Source organism: Legionella fairfieldensis ATCC 49588 (genome assembly GCF_000621525.1).
Classification (GTDB): Bacteria; Pseudomonadota; Gammaproteobacteria; order Legionellales; family Legionellaceae; genus Tatlockia; species Tatlockia fairfieldensis.
The window spans coordinates 54,999-75,000 of record NZ_JHYC01000017.1 but is presented as its reverse complement, the minus strand read 5'-3'; the positions used below and the strand labels follow the sequence as shown (position 1 = coordinate 75,000).

Here is a 20,002-nt window from a genome sequence, read left to right as displayed (position 1 = left end):
AAAAGAAGAATTTTCCGCAGAACTGGTTAAAAATTCTATTGTCTCTGTGGAAGATGAATTATAATTAAATCAGCGCAGTTAATTGCTCTGGCAATAATCCAATAATCAATTGAGAGGTAATCATGGATATAAATCAAAATCTGGGTAATTTAATGAAAGAAGCCCAAAAAATGCAGCAAAAAATGCAAGAAGCCCAACAACAGCTTAGTCAATTAATTGTAGATGGCGAGTCAGGTGGAGGAATGGTCAGGATCAGAATGAACGGTCGCCACGATGTTACTGAAGTTAAAATTAATTCTACTTTAATGGATGAAGATGTGGAAATGATGGAAGACCTGGTGGCAGCCGCTGTCAATGACGCCGTCCGTAAAGTTGAAAAAGCCTCTAAAGAAAAAATCAGTCAGTTAACCGCAGGTCTTACTGATTTTATGAAAAACGAGGACAAGGAATAAGCTGCCAGTGGATATGCTAAGTCGCTTGATAGATGCATTGCGTTGTCTGCCTGGAGTGGGGCCAAAATCAGCCCAGCGTATGGCATTTCATCTTTTACAGCATCAACGTCAACGCGGGCTACATTTAGCGTCTTGTCTGGAACTTGCAATGGTGGCTATTCAACATTGCAAGCGTTGTAATAACTATACTGAACAGGAAGTATGCAGGCTATGTCAAAATACAACTCGCGATCAAACTACAATTTGTGTCGTTGAAAATCCGGCTGATGTTGCTGCAGTTGAGCAGAGTAACGCCTTTAACGGGTATTATTATGTACTAATGGGTAAAATTTCGCCACTGGATGGGCTAGGCCCCGATGAAATTGGTTTACCTCGTTTACGAGAGCTTATTCTGCGTGAACGGATAGAGGAAGTCATTCTTGCTTTGAGTCCTACTGTGGAAGGCCAGACTACCGTTCATTTCATTTATGAGCTACTACGTGGACACCCTGTACAAATTAGTCAATTGGCTCATGGTATTCCTTTTGGTGGCGAGTTAGAATTTCTGGATGGTAATACTATAGGTAATGCATTACGAAATCGAGCGACAGTGAATGTTTAAGCGTCTTTGTATTAATTATTTTACTCTACGTTGCACCTTGCTTCTCAGTCTGATTTTAATGACTACAGCCGCTCATGCGTCATTTAACAAAAATTTATGGCCTGTGTGGACGAGAAATAATCCCTTATCAAAAGCCACGATTGCACATAACGACTGGCAGGAATTTTTAAGCAGACGTGTAGTAACCAATGAAGAAGGCATCAATCTGGTTGATTATGCTCATATCACAGAAGACGATTACGCTTTACTAAAACATTATATTGAAAAAATGACGCAAGTCGATATTCGAGCTTACAATCGTACCGAGCAACTGGCATTTTGGTTGAATCTTTACAACGCATTAACAGTGCAAATTGTAGCGGATTATTACCCGATAGGGAGCATTGAAGAAATTAATGTCTCTCCAGGCTTATTCAGTATCGGTCCATGGGGGAAAAAACTCATCACTGTTAATAAAACACCTTTATCCCTGGATGATATACAAAATCGCATTATTCGCCCTATCTGGAATGATCAGCGCACACTTTATGCAATTAATAATGCGTCTATTGGAGCAGCCAATCTCCGCAAACAAGTTTATCAGGCTGATACTCTTGAAAATGCACTGAATGAAGTAAGCTATGATTACATTAATTCACTTCGTGGAGTGCAAGTTATTGAGGGAGTGTTAGTTGTATCGAAAATTTATGAATGGTTTAATGAAGATTTTGGCGGTGACAAAAAAGACATCATTATTCATTTGAAACAATTCGCTAAAGAGCCATTGCGCAGTCAACTTAATCATATTAATGATATTGAAAGTTATATCTATAATTGGCATTTAAATGCCACCGTCAAAAATGCGGATTAATCACTATTTAAATAATTAACGATTAACCATTCTTTTCTCAAAAGTCAGGAGCACCCCAATCTTCCAAGTAGTCATGGGATAGATAATTAAGAAGTATTTAACGCCCGCAGGTTAATCACCTTGCTCTATTTCTTTAAACAGTTGCTCAAGAGTTTGGTTTTTTTTGTAAATTTTTTGATCGCCATACAACTCTATAATTCGCAAAACAGCATTAAGGTTACGACGCCCAGGCTTTATAGCTTTTTCTCCCACATTCTGTCTATAAGGTACTGTTACAATATGACGATTAGCAAGTTCTGCGCGCAGAGCCTCCATTACACAATCTAACGTTCTATAGATTTGACCAATTGTATGACGATCTGTTTGATTTAATGGAGTTAAAGCAGCTATTGCTCGACCTTGTGCTGCCGCAGCCAACGTATCCATTAAATAGCAACTGTCTTTATTAGCGAAATAGCCATATAAATCAAGACATTCTGTAGTGGATAGTTGTTGATAAAGCGCTTGCATTTGCCTGGATAATTCTTCCATATCGTTGCCTGTTTTTTCATTAAGCAGACATCGCTTTAAAATGATTACTGTGTCAATTAAACGATTGGGGTTAAACCAAAACTTATAGGCGCGAAATAAATCATATAATTTATTTTTATTAATTAATTCATCTGAACTTATTAGAATCTGAGCACGCCAGGTCTTTATTGTGGTAATAATTAAATCACGTATTTCATTTTCCACTTCAATAATAACCCCTGGAGGTAGTTCATCGCCATGAAATAAATAATCATATCCTTCACTGATGCCTCGTTGGCGTGCCTGTTGCATTATAGTTTGATGAATTGTTTCGATAAAATAATATAAAGTACACAACCTTCTTCGCACTGAAACAAATTTTTCGGGATGAAGGGATTGTTGAAACAATTGTTGGGGGTTTAATTTATAGAAAAAAAGGCTATTAATATAGATTAAGAAACGCTGTTGATTAAACAAATTTACCAATAATAATAAATTATCATCATTAAGTTGAGCCAAGACGGGTAAAGAAGTGATTGAATCTCCCCCAACTTCATTGGCAAAAGTAACAAAAGCAGGCAACAATTCAGCAGGAGAATGGACGTTGAGTAAAGCCTTTAAGCCAGGATTCACAGAAGACTGAATAGAATGAGAGGCTGATTGCTTATGAATTAGTTCTAATTGTGTTCCCAAATGCTGATAATAATTTTTTAACTTATGTACGATTATAAACTCATCTTTTAGCGCCCAGGAACAATAAAGCTGTTGTTTAAGCCGTTGAATTTTAACATAACAACGTGCAGGAGTATTTTCACTATAATAGTCGGTAGAAGGCAGTTCTTCTTCTAAAAGAAGCTCTTCCAGAAGAGTTTGAAAATTTTCATAGAGAAGAACTAATTCAGCACAGTATTTTGCCACTTCCTGTGCTTTAAGCTGAACGGTTTTTCTATTACTTATTACTTTTTTTAGCTGCATCTCCCATTGCTTAATTTCATATCTAATCAACGCCTTGACGTGATAGATATCATCTACTAACCAATTTACCCCACTTCCCGCAGTACTCATCCTCATCTCCCAAGCATCATCTTGCAACTTACGCTGCAGTAATGCATTACTTTGAGGATAGCATTAATTATCACAATTAGCTTTTTTTATAATCTTTAAGTTTTATTATAATACAAATAATTAAAAAAAAAATGGAATAACTCGCTTATATTAATAACGTTCAGATGCCCTTGGTGAGGGCACCGCCAAGGTGTTAATGGCTACCGCTGTCAGGTAAAATGCGCGTATATTTTCCGTAAATGACTAAAACAGGTTGTTTGATTTTTAGATTCAAATCTTCCGCCTGGGCAACTGAGACAATTGTGCCATTATTTAATTTAATAACATATACATAACCTTGCCCCCCATCAACATACTCACTACCTGGAGTTGTATTGCTATTTTGTTCATTTCTACTATGAAATTTGACAGCGCGTTTTGAAATAATCACCCCTGATGCTACTTTTTTTAATTTACCTGCTTCAGCCACATCATACTCGCCGGGAGGAAGCTCTTTACACCCACTCAATAAACAAAATATTAAACTTGCCAATAATATTGATTTATTCATTTTTTCTCCTAAAATCAATTTTCTGCTAATTAATTAATAAACGTTCTATTCTACAAATTCATATCGATTATTACTATGAATAAAAACTCGGAAATAGGGAGTAAATCCCAATGTTATAGGGCGAATTTTAACACCGTTAGATTTATCTGCCGCCTATATAGAATTTGGCAATTTATTATAATGGAGAGCGCTTAATGAAATCGCATCGAAAATATTTATTGATCATCGACGACGACCCTTTGGATAGGTTAGTAAGGGAATATTTTGCCAAATTTGATTATGATATTATACAACGTTCCAATTTAAATAATTTCATTCCAGAATCTCAACCACCAGCTGCTTTATTAATTAACTGCGCGCTTTTTCAGGAAAACTCTATCCCGCTAAATAATTTGTATCACCACTATCCCGCTCCTGTGATAGCGATTAGTGATAGAGTAGATGAAGATACTTGTGTTCAAATGTTAGAAGCCGGTGCGGATGATTTTTTAATCAAACCGCTTCATCCTCGTGAATTACACGCACGTATAAGTGCCATTACTCGACGAGTTCAGCGCGCTATACAAGAAGCCGAACAAGAAAAGGAAGTTCTTCTCTTTGCCAACTGGCGTCTGTATCCTGCCTCTCGACAAGTTTTCAGTGATTCAAATGAGGAATTACAATTAAGCGCGGGTGAATACGATCTGCTACTTGCTTTTGTTCACCAACCCCAGCGGGTGCTCGGACGAGAATTTTTATTGCAAATTACTAAAAATAGTACTCTTAATCCTTTCGATCGCCGAATTGATGTCCAAATTAGTCGATTAAGGCAAAAAATTGAAACAGAATCAAAAAAGCCCGCCTTGATCAAAACGATTCGAAACGAGGGATATTTATTCACCGCTCATGTGATAACCACCAGGAAAAACAATGAAACAAGCTATTAGTTTTCTTTCGGAAAAACGTCCTGTGCGTTTCACTTCTTTAATTTTTTTTAATGTTTTTCTTATCCGCCTGACGCATCCGTACTGTCTTTATCGTGTTATCTCCAACCTTAAGTATTTCAATTTGCACATTATCAATTTGTAAACAACAATCTGCCGGTGGAATATATCCCAAATATTCAATAATTAAACCACTTAAAGTGCGAGGGCCAATCATGGGTAACTGCCAATTTAATAACCGTTTTAAATGACGCAATGTAATACTTGCGTCCACTATAACAGAGCCATCCTCCTGCTGAGTAATATCTTTGCTCAAGGCTGCAATATCCGTGGTGAATTCACCAACCACTTCTTCTAAAATATCTTCCATTGTAACTAGCCCCTGTAGCTCCCCGTATTCATCGACTACAAAGCAACTGCGCTTTTTCATATTACGAAAATTCAGAATTTGTACATTCAAAGAGGTTGCTTCAGGAATAAAATAAGGCGCATCAGCAATATTTAACAAGTTAGCCATATCAAGCTGTTCTTCAAGCGCCAAATTAAGGACACTACGCACATGGATCATACCCACTAAATTATCAATCGTATGACGATACAAGGGGAGGCGCGTGTGTTGCGCTGTTTCCAATTGCTCAAGAAGTTGATGCCAGGGTTGCTCCAAATCCAAACCAACAATATCTGCTTTGGGCACCATAATATCCTCTACTGTAGCACGCTCTAAATCAAGCAAGCTAATTAGCATACTTTTATGTTCAACAGGTAAAAATCCTCCAGCTTCATGCACTACTGAACGCAATTCATCGCCTGATAACGCTTCTTTTTGGATTCGATTAATAGAGACACCAAATAATCGCAAGATAACTTTCGTTATCCAACTAATAATTCGCACTAAGGGAGCTAAAATAATTTGCAAAAGTTGTAAACAAAAAGAAGAGGCAAAAGCAACCTGCTGTGGGTGAATAGCCGCCAACGTTTTGGGAGCCATTTCAGAAAATACCAGAATGATTAAAGTGAGTAATAAGGTGGCTATTGCTACGCCGGCATCACCATATAAACGTTGTCCAATTAAGGTTGCTACAGTAGAAGCGACAATATTCGCAAGAGTATTTCCAATCAGTATTACGCCAAGTAATCTGTCAGGGCGTGCCAGCATCTGGTTAACTCGAATTGCCTGTTTATTATTGTTTTTAACTAAATGGCGCAGACGATAACGATTCAACGACATCATGCCAATTTCAGAACCAGAAAAAAATCCGGAAAGAATAATTAAACAGACCAAGACAATGAACAAGGAAGTTAAAGAGAATTGCACCACATATCTCCAAACAATTTAATTAAAAGCATAGTTACTCACTTCTGCCCTATCACCAACATTGAAAATTAACCTCTTGATAAATAGAAACAGTCAGAAGATAACACACTTTTATTTCGAATAAATGGCATGAGATCTTCACTAATTAATCTATCAAAATATGACAATTTATCTTCCGCGCGATTATTATTGTCAAGAATTATATCCACGTTGTTTTTTTGCGGTAAAACGGTTTTAAAAAAAGCAGCGTCAACGATACGCCCCTTTTTTTTCGTTTCTTCCGGCGTGACTCCTCGTTCCTTTTCATCGCGTTTGCTCCGCCGTCCTCTATAAGAGAGAAACCAGTCATTCTCGATGAATACCGTTATTTTTGTTAATTGCAATTTATCAAGGTTATGGAGAGCAAAAATTCCTTCGACAATTATCACATCCAATTCTTTTGGATTAACAGATTCGGTGGTATCAAGCCTATCCTGCCGTTCAAAACAATAAGTAGGTCTACTAATGGTAATATTTTGCTCCAATTGACAGAGATGTTCATGGAAAAGTTCTATATCCAACGCCTCTGGTGTGTCAAAATTAGTCGGATCAGCTGTTTTTTGTCTGGCTATTTTGGTCTTATAATAATGATCCATGGATAGCATTACTGCCTTATACTTGTCCTCTGCAAGTTTTTTAACCAGCCTTTCAGAAAACTCAGTTTTACCTGAACCCGATGCCCCCGCAATAAATATGAATAGCATTTAAATTTCATCCTATGATTAGTAATTATTCAGTCAATAGCGCGTTACGAATCCGAATAATTAAATGGAAGTAATTATTATAAGGGGAGCCTGTCAATTCTACTATAATGTCCATTATGATATAGTAATTATTTTGTCTCTGAGTGATTGTTATGTTTGAAAATCTAACCGAACGTTTAACCCGTACTTTTAAGAGTTTGAGCGGTCAGGGTCGCTTGACTGAAGAAAACATGCAACAAATGCTGCGTGAAGTTCGCTTATCCTTGCTTGAAGCCGATGTTGCCTTACCCGTTGTTAAAGAATTTATTGAGCAGGTTAAACAAAAAGCCCTTGGACAAGAAGTAGCAACCAGTCTAAAGCCTGATCAAGCCGTAGTAAAAATTATTCATGATGAATTAGTGCACCTCCTGGGTGATGCACGCGCTGAACTTAATTTCAAAACGCAGCCCCCTGCAGTTTTTCTCATGGCTGGTTTACAAGGTTCTGGAAAAACAACATCCACAGCCAAATTGGCTCGTTACTTAAAAGAAACCGAAAATAAAAAAATCATGCTTGTAAGCGTGGATGTTTACCGTCCTGCGGCTATTGAGCAATTAAAAGTTTTAGCTCAGCAATTAGATGTTGCTTTTTTTAATGCAGAACCCAAGGAAAAACCTGTAACAATAGCACGAAATGCCCTGGAGAGTGCAAAAAAACAATACATGGATGTAGTCATTTTTGATACTGCGGGCCGTTTGCATATTGACGTGGAAATGATGGCCGAAATTAAAGCACTGCACGAGGTAGTCAAACCGGTCGAAACACTTTTTGTTGTTGACAGCATGACTGGACAAGATGCAGCCAATACGGCAAAAACGTTTCACGAAACACTTCCATTAACCGGGGTCATTTTAACCAAAACGGATGGCGATGCACGTGGTGGCGCTGCGCTTTCAGTACGTCAGATTACAGGTCAACCTATAAAATTCCTTGGTACTGGCGAAAAAATTGATGCGCTTGAGCCGTTTCATCCGGAACGAATTGCTTCCCGTATTCTGGGAATGGGCGATATTCTTACTTTGATTGAGGAAGTGGAACGTAAGGCGGATAAAAAAGCCAGTGAAAAATTAGCCAAGAAGCTTAAAACAGGTAAGGGTTTTGATTTAACTGATTTTAAAAAACAACTGGAACAGATGAACCAAATGGGCGGCATCAGTAGTATGATGAGCAAGTTGCCTGGTATGAGTCAATTACCCCAGCAGGTTGTCAGTCAAGTCAATGATAAAGCAATGGCTCAAACTATTGCCATTATTAACTCAATGACACCTAAAGAACGTCGTATCCCCAAAATTATCGTCGGCTCACGTAAAAAGCGTATTGCCTTGGGCTCAGGTACGCAAATTCAGGATGTGAATCGTTTATTAAAACAATTTGAACAAATGCAAAAAATGATGAAGAAATTTACTAAGCCAGGCGGCATGAAACAAATGATGCGCGGCTTGGGAGGAATGGCGGGTTTAAAGGGTCTAATTCCTGATGATCGAAAATAATCTTCAGGATAAGAGAATAATCTCTTCCCTTACCCAGTTAATTTTCGTACAATACACGGCATTTTTACGTAACCACTCTAGTAGAGGAAAATAATGGTCGTTATACGTTTATCACGAGCTGGCGCAAAAAAGCGTCCTTTTTACAATATGGTTGTTACTGATAGTCGCAAACGTCGGGATGGTGGCTATATTGAGCGAATTGGCTACTATAATCCTGTTGCTCGCGGGCAAGAGGTCAGTTTGCATCTGGAATTGGATAAATTAAATCATTGGCAGGCAGTGGGTGCACAGTTATCAGACCGTGTTACAGCTCTCGTCAAGCAATTTAAGAAAGAAAACGCTGCTGCTAAATAATGTGAACAAGAATACTGAGTGGGTTATTGTTGGCCGTTTTGGCCGCGTGCATGGTGTAAAAGGATTTATTACTGTTCACTCTTTCACAGAGCCGCGCGACAATATCCTGCGTTATTCAGATTGGCATATTTATCTCGACAAGCAATGGCAGCCATTGCATGTCTTGCATGTAGAGGTCAATGATAAGTCAATTCTTGCCCAAGTAGAAGGTTATTGTGAGCGGGAACAAGTTGCCGATTTAACCAACGTTGAGATTGCAATAAGTCGGAATCAACTTCCTTCATTAAAACACGGGGAATATTATTGGTATCAATTGATGGGCATGCAGGTAATGAATCAGCACGGTCAATTGTTGGGTAACATTACTGGAATTATGCCAACCGGTGCTAATGATGTTTTAATTGTCGAGGGGGAAAAAAGATATTTAATTCCTTATTTGCCCAGCCAGTTTGTTCTCGATGTAGATACCAGTCAAGGGATTATTACTGTTGATTGGGATGTGGATTTTTAAAAGATGCTACATCTTGGTGTAATTAGCCTCTTACCTGAACTATTTGATAGCTTGAAATATGGTATAACAGGGAGAGCAATTGAACAGAAAATTGTTCGGGTTGATTGCTGGAACCCCAGAGATTGGGCACCTCGACCTTATCGGCAGGTCGATGACAAACCTTATGGAGGTGGCCCGGGTATGGTTATGATGTATGAGCCTTTAGAGGCAACTATTACTCATGCCAAAACAAAAATGCCTGGTTTATGCAAAACGATTTATCTTAGCCCTCAAGGCAAGATAATTCGCCAGGCTGATTTAAACAGAGTAGCAAATAATCAACAACCCTTGCTTTTTATAGCAGGGCGTTATGAAGGTATTGATGAACGCATTATTAATTGCCATGTTGACGAAGAATGGTCGCTGGGTGATTTTGTCTTAAGCGGCGGTGAATTGGCAGCCTTGGTGTTTATTGACGCCCTTGTACGATTGTTGCCCGGCAGCCTTGGCCATGCTGCCTCAGCGGAACAAGATTCATTTATGAATGGATTATTGGATTGTCCGCACTATACCAGACCAGCAACAGTTAATGGTATGGATGTTCCAGCCGTATTGTTAAGTGGTAATCACCGCAATATTGAGCGCTGGCGCAGAAAACAAATGCTGGGAAAAACCTGGCTAAAACGTCCGGATCTTTTAAGTAAAATAGAGCTATCTGAGCTGGATGAACGATTACTAACAGAGTTTAAACACGAACACGGTGATTCCTGATTAAAGGAATACCAATTTGAGGAGTGACCATGACTAATATTATTGATCAATTAAATGCTGAACAAATGCAGGGTAAAGATATTCCTGATTTTAATTCAGGCGATACCGTTTTAGTACAAGTCAAAGTAAAAGAAGGCACACGCGAACGTCTGCAAGCCTTTGAAGGTATTGTGATTGCCAAACGTAATCGTGGTTTGAATTCAGCATTTACAGTACGCAAAATTTCTCACGGTGTAGGCGTTGAACGTGTTTTTCAAACATACAGTCCTATCGTTGACAGTATTACTGTAAAACGCCGTGGCGATGTACGTCGTGCCAAATTATACTATTTGCGTGAACTGGCTGGTCGTGCTGCTCGTATCAAAGAAAAATTGGCTGGAAAAAAAGAAGGCTAATTTTTTATTAGAAACCTGCTAATTCGCCAAAGCCTTGATTGGAAACATTGCCATTTCATTAAATTCCGATTTTGAGTCAATACTTTATTGGAAATTCAGGCTTTGGTGAATAATGAAAATTTTTTTGTTAACTTAATGACCTCTATAAACCCTGCTTTAACATACATTTCCTGATGCATTATTCAACTTTTTTATTTAACAATGTACCTATAGAATGGCTTTCTTCTTATCTCTGTCCAGAACAAATAGCTACCATCAGACAAGTCAATAAATATTTTGCCAGATTAACGAAAAACCAATGGCTGTGGAAGGAAAAATATAACATTCATTTTTCTCATCAAATTATCTTAAGTAATCCGCTGGAGACTATTAACTGGTATAAGGAATTTTACAAGACTTACAACAAAGAATATAAAGGATTTTCATCGCAGGAGAAAAAGCTTTTCTCGCTTGTTAAAGAAGGAAAAATTGAAGAATTAAAGCCTGTCTTACAGCCCAATCATATTCAGCTTAAAGATAATAATGGCAATGATCTTGCTTATTGGGCAAGTAAAAAATGTCATGACAGTATACTTCATCATATTGATCAGTTAAAAAATAGCTCCCAAGAGATCAACGAAAAAGTAGGTGGATTGGTTTCTTCTCTCTCCTGGGAACCTTTTTTCTGGTTATTTATATGCCAGCAACCCGATGAAACCATAAAATCTGTATGTCTTCGAGAATGCCAGACAAACCGATCTGCTTTGCTTTTTTTGGCTGTGATTTTTAATCAAATTGATAGAGTAGCGCTTTTATTGAAAAATGGTGCCAATACTATGGATCTACCAACACTTTTGATAGTGGCAGTTAGCAATAGTAGTAGTCCTGACCTGATTCGATTGCTTTTGGAACATGGTGCTGACTGCTTCATACATTGTAGCAATTCGTGGAACAGCGCAACCCCACTATCGATAGCTGCTGATAGAGGTGATATAGAAACGACCTGTGTGCTGTTAGATTATTATCGGTATGCTCCCAGCTATGGAGAATTCAAATGTGGCAGGCTAACCAGGGAACAAGTGATCATTATGAACATACACAAGGCTTATCGGCAAACAAAACTTTGTGACCTGGCTTTTGCTATTCTAACCATGAAACGAAAAAACATTAACCCCCTCATTTCTAGTCAATTTGAGACAATTTATAGGATTTTGAAGAGAGAAATAACGGAGGCAATGGGTGACAAAGGAAAACGCTTTAAAGAAACAGCTTATCCAATGATACTTGATCACTATATTACGCTGGCAAACAAGATTAATGCAGGAAAAATAAGTGACTCACAATCCACCGATTTTCCAAAATTGGCTAAATACCCCCCTGTGAATGTCGGGTTAAAAACCGCAATTTACGGTATGTTTGGCGCGGTAATTGAAATTGGTTCAAATTACCTGTTTGATAACGATTCATCACAGGTAAGCGTCCTTTCAGAGCAAAATTTAATCAAAAAAAGTGCTGCATTCGGAGCAGGTATCTTAATAGGCGCAGGGATCGGTCTTTTCAGCACAAGAAAACAACGAACAATTGAGAATTCGATTAATAGAATTAATCATCAATCCTTATAATTATCCCCTCGGAATTCAGGCTTAAATTTAATGGAATGTTAAAGAATTTCTCATAAGCGACGATAAAAATAAAAATACCGCGGAGTATTACTATGAAAATGAGAAGTATGGCCGCAATCTTATACCTATTGTCATTCGGAACAGTATTCGCAAATTGTGATCTGACCCGCTTTCGGTGGGGGTGTGATATTCCAATCAAAGCAAACCGCTCAGCTAACTCTCATTCCTTAGTATACTGTGGCAATTCTTATGGATATATCACTGAAGCTCAATATGAAGTACTAGCCCGCTATCATCGAGCCAGTGTAAATATGGTATTAAAAATAAACGGCGAATATGTGGATAGTCCTTGTATTCCTGATGAACGTTTTTGAGCATTCACTCATTTTTTTTAGGGTCTACAATTTTAATATCATCTACAAAACAGTTCGTTTCTCCTCGCCAGGGAGCTACAAAAGATTCACAATGATACGAAATTAACACATGATCATTATTTTGCATCGCCATTTCCGCTTTTTTAACCAGTTCTGATTTAAATTGTCCCAAGGTAAAATGGAATTCTCGACCAGTAGCCCCGCTGGCATTTTCAAGACCGCCCCGAATAAGCTCCCCCTCGTAAGTTCCCCAATATTTACCTTCTTTGGCGACTTTGACAATAATTCCCGCTTTTTGTCCCTCTTTTGTGGTCCAACATCCTGTTAATAAACACATAATGACCGGCAGGAAGAAAAATGAGATTTTTTTAGTCATCATTAGCTCCGTCTACTTAATCCAGAATTGATTATTATATTATAGATACAATTAAAAGGATTATAATAAAACATTCATCCGCATGAAACGAGCGACTCTAATTTTTCACTATGAATAAGGTAAGTAGCATTTTTTATGATCAAAAATCACCTGGAAATTGATGGTATTCTCATTGAGATATTAAGAAAACCAATTAAAAACATTCACTTACGAATTTATCCACCCCATGGAGAAATCAAAATGAGTGTACCCTGTCAATTATCCTGGGATTTAATTCACAAGCAGCTTGAAACAAAACGCGAATGGATTCATGCGCAACGCGCACGTCTTAAAGAACAAGTTCCTGTGCCGCCCCTCTTATTTGCAACGGGTGAAACTATTTTATTTCTAGGAACAAACCATGCTCTAACTGTTCATGAAACAAAAAATAGAGAAAAAATACTCCTTGTTGATAAAACAATACATTGTTTTATACACTCACAATCAACTATTGTTAAAAAGCAACAACTTTTGCAAAATTGGTACAGGCAACAAATGAAGGCATTTTTACCAAGCCTGATTGCTAAATGGGAATCGATTATCGGCGTCAAAGTGAATTCATGGGGTATTAAAACCATGAAAACGCGTTGGGGTTCCTGTAATACCGACAAAAAACGAATTTGGCTTAACCTGAATCTCATTAAAAAACCTCTCGCATGTCTCGAATATGTTCTCGTTCATGAACTGGTTCATCTTTTAGAAGCAGGTCATAACAAGCGTTTTTATAACTTTATGGATCAATTTTTACCTGCATGGCAAGAAAATAAAAGACAGCTTGAAGATCCCAAATACCGGTGAAAAAATATTCATCAGTATAAAAATAGCGTAAAATTCATTTTTTTGCGTGAGGAAAACAGGCTTGAGGAAACAAATAGAAGATGAAATCCATCGTAATGGTTTTTATATTGTTGATAATTTTCTGGAACAGAAAGATTATCAGGCACTCCGGAGGTTTGCACAAAAAAAGCACAACAAAGGTCACTATAAACAGGCAAAAATAGGTTATCAAATAAATGCCAGTCACAACCAGACTATCAGACGCGATGAAATTTGCTGGCTGGATCAAGATTCCTCTGGCCCATCATTGAGTGCTTATTTTGCAAAAACCCAGGCTCTTGCCGAAAAGCTTAATCAAACATTATTTTTAGGGCTTACTGATTTTGAGGCACATTTGTCCATCTATCAACCCGGTGCATTTTATAAGAAACATATCGATCAATTTGCCTTGGCCAAGGAGCGATGTATATCCTGCGTTTATTATCTTAATGAAAATTGGCAAGAATCATTTGCAGGTCAATTAAAAATTTATGATCAAAAAGAGGAATTGATTGTTAGTGTATTACCTCAGGGAAATCGTTTTATTTGCTTTCGTAGCGAGCTGCTACACGAGGTTTGTGAAACTAAACAGACTCGATATAGTATTGCAGGATGGATGAAAATAAGACCTTTATCCGGATAGCAACCTTCCGTGGGGGCCGCCCACGGAAGAAAGCAGATTAATCGTTATACTCATTTTGAAATTTTTTCACTGCTTTTTCAGCTTCATCTCTCGAATAACCATAATGTTTTTGGAGTTTGCCGTAAATCTCGTCATGAGCGCCTTCAATTTGACGGAAATCATCATCAGTCAATTTTCCCCACGCTTTTTTCATTTTACCTTTTACCTCTTCCCATTTTCCTTCAAAAATATCCTTGTTCATTGTGACCTCCTATCTTACATGGAACAGATAAGCTCCTGGATAAACCAGGAGCGAATAATCTTGTCTTTTGATAAAAAGCGACTTTCTATTAAAAAGCCTTATTATCAAAATCAAAATTATCTTTGCGATTTATTATCACCATGATGGCCTGGTTGACCATGTTTTTGACCTGGTTGGCCATGGTGTTGCCCTTGTTGACCATATTGACCTTGTTTATCTTGCTGGCCTTTTTGTCCTTGTCCCTGGCCTTGACCAGGTCTGTTTTGATTGTTCATAATTATCTCCTTATTAAATTTCCACCTAAGGTATAGGACAATTATTTTTCGAATGCAAATGTACTTTTCATTAATAACCACTAAGCTGTTTAAATTGTTAGAAAAATTTTTTTTCTCCTTTTGCCTTAAAAAATATTTTTGCAGTATATCTCGGCTGAATGTTTCTGGAAGAAGTTATTCTTAACGCTGGTTCTCATGTATAATACAGCTTTTCTTATTAAAGCCACCTTATGCATGCTTTGGAAATTCATCAGTTACGAAAAATATATAGCAATGGAATTGAAGCACTAAAAGGTATTGATTTAACAGTTAAAAAAGGTGATTTTTTTGCCTTGCTGGGCGCTAATGGCGCAGGAAAGTCGACTACTATAGGGTTAATTACCAGCTTGCTTATCAAAACCTCCGGTAATATCCGTGTTCATGGTTATGATTTGGATGAAAATGCGGAACAGGCCAAGTCTTGCCTGGGATTAGTCCCTCAGGAATTCAATCTCAATATTTTTGAAACGTGCGAACAAATTCTTATAAATCAGGCAGGCTATTATGGCATTGGTCGGCAAGAGGCAAAAATACGCACCAACCTACTCTTGGAACAGCTTGGCTTGTGGAGAAAACAGCATGAAATTGTCCGCCACCTCTCAGGGGGGATGAAACGCCGTTTAATGATAGCTCGCGCACTGGTGCATCGTCCGAAGGTTCTTATTCTTGATGAGCCTACAGCGGGAGTAGATATTGAAATCCGCCGTAGTATGTGGGATTTTTTAACCCGTACTAACAAAGAAGGAACGACTATAATTTTAACAACGCACTACCTTGAGGAAGCCGAACAACTTTGCAAAAATATTGCCATTATTGATCGAGGGGAAATTATAAAAAACACCTCTATAAAAAATTTGTTAAACACCTTGCACCACCAGACTTTTGTCTTTAATACAGAACAACCTATTGAACAATTACCCTCTCTTGACCCATTTCTCGCCACATTAATCGATACAAATACATTTGAATTGCGTGTAGACAATAAATGGTCTCTGAATGACGTCTTTACCATACTAACACAGCAAGGTTTACGCATTCATAGCATGCGCAACAAAACTAACCGTTTGGAAGAACTTTTTTTGGATCTTATTAATCATGGCCATTAAACAACAAACTATTGCCCTCTATACGCTGGTAAGACGTGAACTGGTCAGAATGTTCCGTATCGCCAGCCAGGTTTTTTTACCCCCCGTGATTACTACTGCTCTGTATTTTTTAATCTTTGGCAGCTTGATTGGCAAACGTATAGGGCCTATCGAGGGAATAAGTTATTCAATGTTTATCGCCCCAGGGTTAATCATGATGTCAGTCATTACAAATGCCTATACCAATGTGTCTACTTCTTTATTCAATGTGCGTTTTCAAAGAAGTATTGAAGAACTCTTAATCAGTCCCATGCATAATAGTCTACTGTTATTGGGTTATGTATTAGGGGGTGTATTACGAGGCTTACTTGTTGCTTTGCTGGTTTTTTTAGTGTCCTGTTTTTTTATGAAAATCGAACTTCAGAGTGTAACGATGACTTTATTGGTTGTGCTCCTGGTTTCTGCTATTTTTTCACTCGCGGGCTTTACTAATGCTATGGTTGCCCGCAACTTTGATGATGTGATGATTATCCCTACTTTCGTGCTTGCTCCCTTAACTTATTTAGGCGGTGTTTTCTATACGACCAATATGCTACCTCCCTTTTGGCAAACTATATCTCATTTAAATCCAATTCTTTACATGGTCAATGCCTTAAGACATGTCATGATTGGTCAGCAGGAAGTTGATATGACTATCGCAATGGTTATTATAGTCATTATGTTAGTGGCCTTAACAGCGCTTAATTTAATTTTACTGAAAAAGGGTGTGGGCATGCGAGACTAATCTCACCTTGCGATAACGAAAAAGCAGCCATTAAGAAGTTAAATAAAAAAACCGGAGACAATGAATACACGACAAACTAACTGCAAAATTTAGGCAGAGAACTGGATTGTCCTACGCATCTGGGGTAATTTAAGTAAATAAAGCTTAATTCGAGCGTCTAATGATTACCGCATACCTGAGCAAAGAAAACCTGCAAGCTTATCAAATTACCGAAGAGAATCTTTTTTTATTGCAGGAAGCCATGTGGGTCGATCTATTACGACCCAGCCGGCAAGAAGAACTTCAACTTAAACAATCCCTGAATTTAGACATTCCTACCCGGGAGGAAATGCTGGAAATTGAATTATCCAGTCGTCTTTATAAAGAAAATGGTGCATTATTTATGACTACTTCCATGATTGCTCAATCAACATCCAGCGATCCTAAACATGACGCCGTAACCTTTATTCTTACCAAAGATCGTCTAATCACAATACGTTATATTGAACCACAAGCTTTTCGGTTAATGATTTCTCAACTGCATAAAAAATATGATCTTATTCCTAATGCGGCTGGCTTATTAATCGAATTATTAGAGGCAATTATTGATAAACTGGCTGATCTGCTAGAAATTATCGGTCATCATTTAGAGCAATTCTCCAAACATATTTTTCGACCTGACCAACTACCCGAGGCCGATATAAAACCTGATTACCAGTATTTAATTCAACACATTGGTATGAATGCTGATCTTAATAGTAAAGCACGCGAATGTCTGGTCACTTTTAATCGCTTAATCCCTTTTTTTAGCCAATCTGCCAGTACCCAAATTGATGAAGAAGGGCAAGTACGCCTGAATACACTTAGCAAAGATATTGGCGCTCTCAGCGATCATGCCAATTTTATCTCTACCAAAGTGAATTTTCTGCTGGACGCAACGTTGGGTATGATTAACATTGAGCAGAATGCAATCATCAAGATCTTTTCTGTTGCAGCAGTTATCTTTTTACCGCCTACGCTCATCGCAAGCATTTATGGCATGAATTTTCACTTCATGCCTGAATTGTCCTATAAGGGAGGCTATTTTCTGGCAATCGGGTTCATGATTTTATCAGCCTTATTACCTTATAAATATTTTAAACGTAAAAAGTGGTTATAACTAACCCACTGTGGCCGCTGGTGGTGGCGCGCTTCCTACACCAAACAGGTTTAAAATCAACATCACCAGGAAAATGACGATAAATAAAAAGAACAAAATTCTCGCAATATCCGTTGCTGTTGACGCTACACCTCTAAAACCAAAAACCCCTGCAATAATTGCTATAACTAAAAAAATAAGTGCCCAGGTTAACATAATCAACTCCTTTTAAAGTGATAAAATTTATTCCCATTTTTATACTTACTCTCCCCTTCTGCTTCTATATCATTTTGGCGTCTTTCGCTTAAATCCTATAGCACGTAAACGATCCTCTATACTGGGGTGTGTAGAAAATGCATTTACAAATGATTTCACTGGATCAATACTCGACGGATCAAACAAATAAGAAGCTTGCCTCACCTGTTCATGCGCCGTATTACCATACTCATTCGCATATTGTTCAGCATGCTGAATATAATCCTGATTGATTTTAAGTAAAGCTCGAGCCATGGGTTCATTATCGCGCATTAATTCCACCGAACCCGAATCAGCCATGTATTCACGCGTTCGACTTAAAAAGAGAGTCAACACAACGGTGATTACTGGTAAAATATAGCGTAAAAGAGTAATAATTAAAGCTAGCTGATTGGCATCTCGCCGATTGTTATCTCGTCTGAATACAATAGAATAAAATAATACATCCACAACAATTAATAAAATATTAGTCAGCACCGCAACCATTAAAGTAAGTTTAATGTCATGGTGACGAATATGACTTAGTTCATGGGCCATGACAGCCTGCATTTCAGCACGATCCAATTTTTGCATTAACCCTCGCGTAATAGCGACCATTGCTGATTTTTCACTGTATCCACTGGCAAATGCATTCATATAATCCGCCTCAATAATATAAACTTTAGGCATATAGCTCAAGCCAGCGGCAATTTTCATTTCTTCAACAACGTTGTAAAGTTGTTTCTCTTCCAGATTCCTGGCAGTCTCGGCAGTAATTTCATGATAATCCGTACCTAATAACATGATAGTGTCATACATAGCATAGGTAATTAGCAGAGAAATAATAGCAAAGCCAATCATTAATAATGTGGCGTAGGGAACTACTTTTAAGGTGATTAAAGCAAAAAAAGCTTGCTCCAATGTAACATGAGGGTAATACATTTCCTCCAGAACAACGGTATCCACCAATAAACCCACCGTTGCGTAAATAATTAAAAAAAGCGCAATAACCCAACGGGTTTTACGCTCGTTTCGCTTTAATTCCCCTCGCCAATCGCCAATAGAGGCGTGATAGTCGGACATAGCCATAGGTATTATACTCAAAATTTAACAGTATAATCTTCACGTGCCTTAATTTGCTCGTCAGGAAGAGACCAATATTCAAACGTTTTGTCTAATTTATCACGAAAAAATCCTACAATCATCGATTCAAAAAAGGATTTTTTCTTGGCCTCATAGCGCTCTACACTATCATTATAGGCTTGTTTGGAATAAGCCAATTTATTTTCCGTGTTGACTATTTCTTCCTGGAGCTGTAACACATTTTGACTCGCTTTCAAGTCGGGATATTGTTCAAAGACAACATTTAAGCCAGCAGCAATTTGCGATATACCATTCTCTGCCGCCATGCGCGCTTTTTCATCACCAGCCGCTTTAGCAGCCTGTGCCTGATTTCTGAGCGCAACCACATCTTTTAAAGTGGTTTGCTCATAATCCATGTATTTTTTTACGGTTTCAATGAGAGACTCAAAGACCTTGTAACGTCGGTCTAACTGGATATCAATCTGCCGTTTATTATTATTAATTGCTTCAATTAAACCAATCAGGTTATTGAAGATACCCACGGCCCAAAAGATTAAAAGAGCAGCGATCACTAAAATTACAATCAGGAAGGTACCCATTATTATATCCTTTTCAGTTCATCTTTCTTAGTTATAGTCCTAAACTTAAGAAAAAAGCAACCTGACAAGTGAAATGGTCGGTTTTTGATATTGGATGACCTGATTGCCAAAACGATGAATTAAAAAAATAAAACGCTGACCAATAAGA

General features: G+C 37.9%; 27 protein-coding genes (1 of these 27 running past the window's edge). 17 read left to right on the top strand and 10 right to left on the bottom strand.

All coding sequences use genetic code 11. The features are described 5' to 3' along the window. The 4 genes in view from dnaX to T345_RS0106255 are tightly spaced (at most 58 nt apart) and all read left to right on the top strand, a layout consistent with a single transcriptional unit that may run on beyond the window. Nucleotides 1–64 carry the 3' end of a DNA polymerase III subunit gamma/tau gene (gene dnaX / locus T345_RS0106270; protein WP_028388594.1) on the top strand. 1,592 nt of this gene lie to the left of the window's left edge, so 64 of the gene's 1,656 nt are visible here — the last part of the coding sequence; its start codon lies off the left edge, out of view; it ends in the stop codon at nt 62–64. Nucleotides 65–122: 58 nt separating this feature from the next. Beyond that, complete coding sequence (locus T345_RS0106265; protein ID WP_028388593.1) at nt 123–452, top strand: YbaB/EbfC family nucleoid-associated protein; 330 nt, start codon at nt 123–125, stop codon at nt 450–452. Between the two features lie 7 nt (nt 453–459). After that, on the top strand, nt 460–1,053 hold the full coding sequence (gene recR / locus T345_RS0106260) for a recombination mediator RecR (RefSeq protein ID WP_028388592.1): 594 nt from the start codon (nt 460–462) through the stop codon (nt 1,051–1,053). Further along, the gene (locus T345_RS0106255) at nt 1,046–1,903 is read left to right on the top strand and encodes a DUF547 domain-containing protein (RefSeq protein ID WP_028388591.1); all 858 of its coding nucleotides are present in this window, start codon (nt 1,046–1,048) and stop codon (nt 1,901–1,903) included. Before recR ends, T345_RS0106255 begins: the two co-directional genes overlap by 8 nt. A 111-nt stretch (nt 1,904–2,014) precedes the next feature. On the opposite strand, the gene T345_RS14535 is transcribed toward T345_RS0106255, so the two are convergent. Then, the gene (locus tag T345_RS14535; protein ID WP_051555160.1) at nt 2,015–3,478 is read right to left on the bottom strand and encodes a hypothetical protein; all 1,464 of its coding nucleotides are present in this window, start codon (nt 3,476–3,478) and stop codon (nt 2,015–2,017) included. 193 nt (nt 3,479–3,671) lie between these two features. Then, nucleotides 3,672–4,028 carry a hypothetical protein gene (locus T345_RS0106245; protein WP_028388590.1) on the bottom strand — a complete coding sequence of 119 codons (357 nt, stop codon included), beginning with the start codon at nt 4,026–4,028 and terminating at the stop codon, nt 3,672–3,674. A gap of 194 nt (nt 4,029–4,222) precedes the next feature. Here T345_RS0106245 and T345_RS0106240 point away from each other — a divergent pair, with 194 nt between their 5' ends. Next, the gene (locus T345_RS0106240; protein WP_028388589.1) at nt 4,223–4,954 is read left to right on the top strand and encodes a response regulator transcription factor; all 732 of its coding nucleotides are present in this window, start codon (nt 4,223–4,225) and stop codon (nt 4,952–4,954) included. Between the two features lie 37 nt (nt 4,955–4,991). Here the strand turns inward: T345_RS0106240 and T345_RS0106235 are convergent, their stop codons facing one another. Both T345_RS0106235 and T345_RS0106230 read right to left on the bottom strand, forming a co-directional pair. Next, nucleotides 4,992–6,266 carry an HlyC/CorC family transporter gene (locus T345_RS0106235; RefSeq protein WP_028388588.1) on the bottom strand — a complete coding sequence of 425 codons (1,275 nt, stop codon included), beginning with the start codon at nt 6,264–6,266 and terminating at the stop codon, nt 4,992–4,994. Nucleotides 6,267–6,334: 68 nt separating this feature from the next. Continuing rightward, nucleotides 6,335–7,009, bottom strand: coding sequence for a uridine kinase family protein (locus tag T345_RS0106230; RefSeq protein ID WP_028388587.1), 675 nt, complete (start codon nt 7,007–7,009; stop codon nt 6,335–6,337). A gap of 152 nt (nt 7,010–7,161) precedes the next feature. On the opposite strand from T345_RS0106230, the gene ffh reads away from it, so the two are divergent. The 7 genes from ffh to T345_RS0106190 all read left to right on the top strand — a co-directional run bounded on the left by ffh (nt 7,162) and on the right by T345_RS0106190 (nt 12,523). Further along, on the top strand, nt 7,162–8,538 hold the full coding sequence (ffh, locus tag T345_RS0106225) for a signal recognition particle protein (RefSeq protein ID WP_028388586.1): 1,377 nt from the start codon (nt 7,162–7,164) through the stop codon (nt 8,536–8,538). A 93-nt stretch (nt 8,539–8,631) separates the two neighbouring features. Continuing rightward, nucleotides 8,632–8,892 carry a 30S ribosomal protein S16 gene (rpsP, locus tag T345_RS0106220; protein ID WP_028388585.1) on the top strand — a complete coding sequence of 87 codons (261 nt, stop codon included), beginning with the start codon at nt 8,632–8,634 and terminating at the stop codon, nt 8,890–8,892. A 1-nt stretch (nt 8,893) separates the two neighbouring features. Next, the gene (gene rimM / locus T345_RS0106215; protein ID WP_028388584.1) at nt 8,894–9,403 is read left to right on the top strand and encodes a ribosome maturation factor RimM; all 510 of its coding nucleotides are present in this window, start codon (nt 8,894–8,896) and stop codon (nt 9,401–9,403) included. Between the two features lie 3 nt (nt 9,404–9,406). After that, nucleotides 9,407–10,153, top strand: a complete 747-nt coding sequence (gene trmD / locus T345_RS0106210) for a tRNA (guanosine(37)-N1)-methyltransferase TrmD (RefSeq protein WP_028388583.1) — start codon at nt 9,407–9,409, stop codon at nt 10,151–10,153. A 29-nt stretch (nt 10,154–10,182) separates the two neighbouring features. After that, nucleotides 10,183–10,548, top strand: a complete 366-nt coding sequence (gene rplS / locus T345_RS0106205; RefSeq protein ID WP_028388582.1) for a 50S ribosomal protein L19 — start codon at nt 10,183–10,185, stop codon at nt 10,546–10,548. A gap of 173 nt (nt 10,549–10,721) precedes the next feature. Further along, nucleotides 10,722–12,149 (top strand): ankyrin repeat domain-containing protein, encoded by a 1,428-nt coding sequence (locus tag T345_RS0106195; RefSeq protein ID WP_028388581.1) that lies wholly within the window; start codon nt 10,722–10,724, stop codon nt 12,147–12,149. 107 nt (nt 12,150–12,256) lie between these two features. Next, the gene (locus T345_RS0106190; RefSeq protein WP_423202093.1) at nt 12,257–12,523 is read left to right on the top strand and encodes a hypothetical protein; all 267 of its coding nucleotides are present in this window, start codon (nt 12,257–12,259) and stop codon (nt 12,521–12,523) included. Between the two features lie 4 nt (nt 12,524–12,527). On the opposite strand, the gene T345_RS0106185 is transcribed toward T345_RS0106190, so the two are convergent. Further along, nucleotides 12,528–12,902, bottom strand: coding sequence for a hypothetical protein (locus tag T345_RS0106185; protein WP_341272467.1), 375 nt, complete (start codon nt 12,900–12,902; stop codon nt 12,528–12,530). 132 nt (nt 12,903–13,034) lie between these two features. Between T345_RS0106185 and T345_RS0106180 the strand changes: the two genes are divergently transcribed. Then, nucleotides 13,035–13,736, top strand: a complete 702-nt coding sequence (locus T345_RS0106180; protein ID WP_028388578.1) for a M48 family metallopeptidase — start codon at nt 13,035–13,037, stop codon at nt 13,734–13,736. A gap of 61 nt (nt 13,737–13,797) precedes the next feature. Beyond that, the gene (locus T345_RS0106175) at nt 13,798–14,397 is read left to right on the top strand and encodes a 2OG-Fe(II) oxygenase (protein ID WP_051555159.1); all 600 of its coding nucleotides are present in this window, start codon (nt 13,798–13,800) and stop codon (nt 14,395–14,397) included. A 37-nt stretch (nt 14,398–14,434) separates the two neighbouring features. Here the strand turns inward: T345_RS0106175 and T345_RS0106170 are convergent, their stop codons facing one another. Together T345_RS0106170 and T345_RS15000 are read right to left on the bottom strand one after the other, a co-directional pair. Then, nucleotides 14,435–14,638: a CsbD family protein gene (locus tag T345_RS0106170; protein WP_028388576.1), complete on the bottom strand. Its 204-nt coding sequence runs from the start codon at nt 14,636–14,638 to the stop codon at nt 14,435–14,437. Nucleotides 14,639–14,754: 116 nt separating this feature from the next. Next, the gene (locus T345_RS15000; RefSeq protein WP_156935626.1) at nt 14,755–14,913 is read right to left on the bottom strand and encodes a hypothetical protein; all 159 of its coding nucleotides are present in this window, start codon (nt 14,911–14,913) and stop codon (nt 14,755–14,757) included. 230 nt (nt 14,914–15,143) lie between these two features. On the opposite strand from T345_RS15000, the gene T345_RS0106160 reads away from it, so the two are divergent. The 3 genes from T345_RS0106160 (at nt 15,144) to corA (ending at nt 17,959) form a co-directional block, all read left to right on the top strand. After that, a complete protein-coding gene (locus tag T345_RS0106160) occupies nt 15,144–16,058 on the top strand; it encodes an ABC transporter ATP-binding protein (RefSeq protein ID WP_028388575.1) in 915 nt (304 codons plus the stop codon). Next, a complete protein-coding gene (locus tag T345_RS0106155) occupies nt 16,048–16,821 on the top strand; it encodes an ABC transporter permease (protein ID WP_028388574.1) in 774 nt (257 codons plus the stop codon). Before T345_RS0106160 ends, T345_RS0106155 begins: the two co-directional genes overlap by 11 nt. A gap of 160 nt (nt 16,822–16,981) precedes the next feature. Further along, on the top strand, nt 16,982–17,959 hold the full coding sequence (gene corA / locus T345_RS0106150) for a magnesium/cobalt transporter CorA (protein ID WP_028388573.1): 978 nt from the start codon (nt 16,982–16,984) through the stop codon (nt 17,957–17,959). On the opposite strand, the gene T345_RS0106145 is transcribed toward corA, so the two are convergent. The 3 genes from T345_RS0106145 to T345_RS0106135 form a co-directional block, all read right to left on the bottom strand. Continuing rightward, a complete protein-coding gene (locus T345_RS0106145; protein WP_028388572.1) occupies nt 17,960–18,154 on the bottom strand; it encodes a DUF1328 domain-containing protein in 195 nt (64 codons plus the stop codon). It abuts the gene before it with no gap. A 69-nt stretch (nt 18,155–18,223) separates the two neighbouring features. Next, entirely contained in the window at nt 18,224–19,261 is a 1,038-nt protein-coding gene (htpX, locus tag T345_RS0106140; protein WP_028388571.1) for a zinc metalloprotease HtpX, read from the bottom strand. Nucleotides 19,262–19,272: 11 nt separating this feature from the next. Then, nucleotides 19,273–19,854, bottom strand: coding sequence for a LemA family protein (locus T345_RS0106135; protein ID WP_035918307.1), 582 nt, complete (start codon nt 19,852–19,854; stop codon nt 19,273–19,275). Nucleotides 19,855–20,002 lie beyond the last annotated feature (148 nt).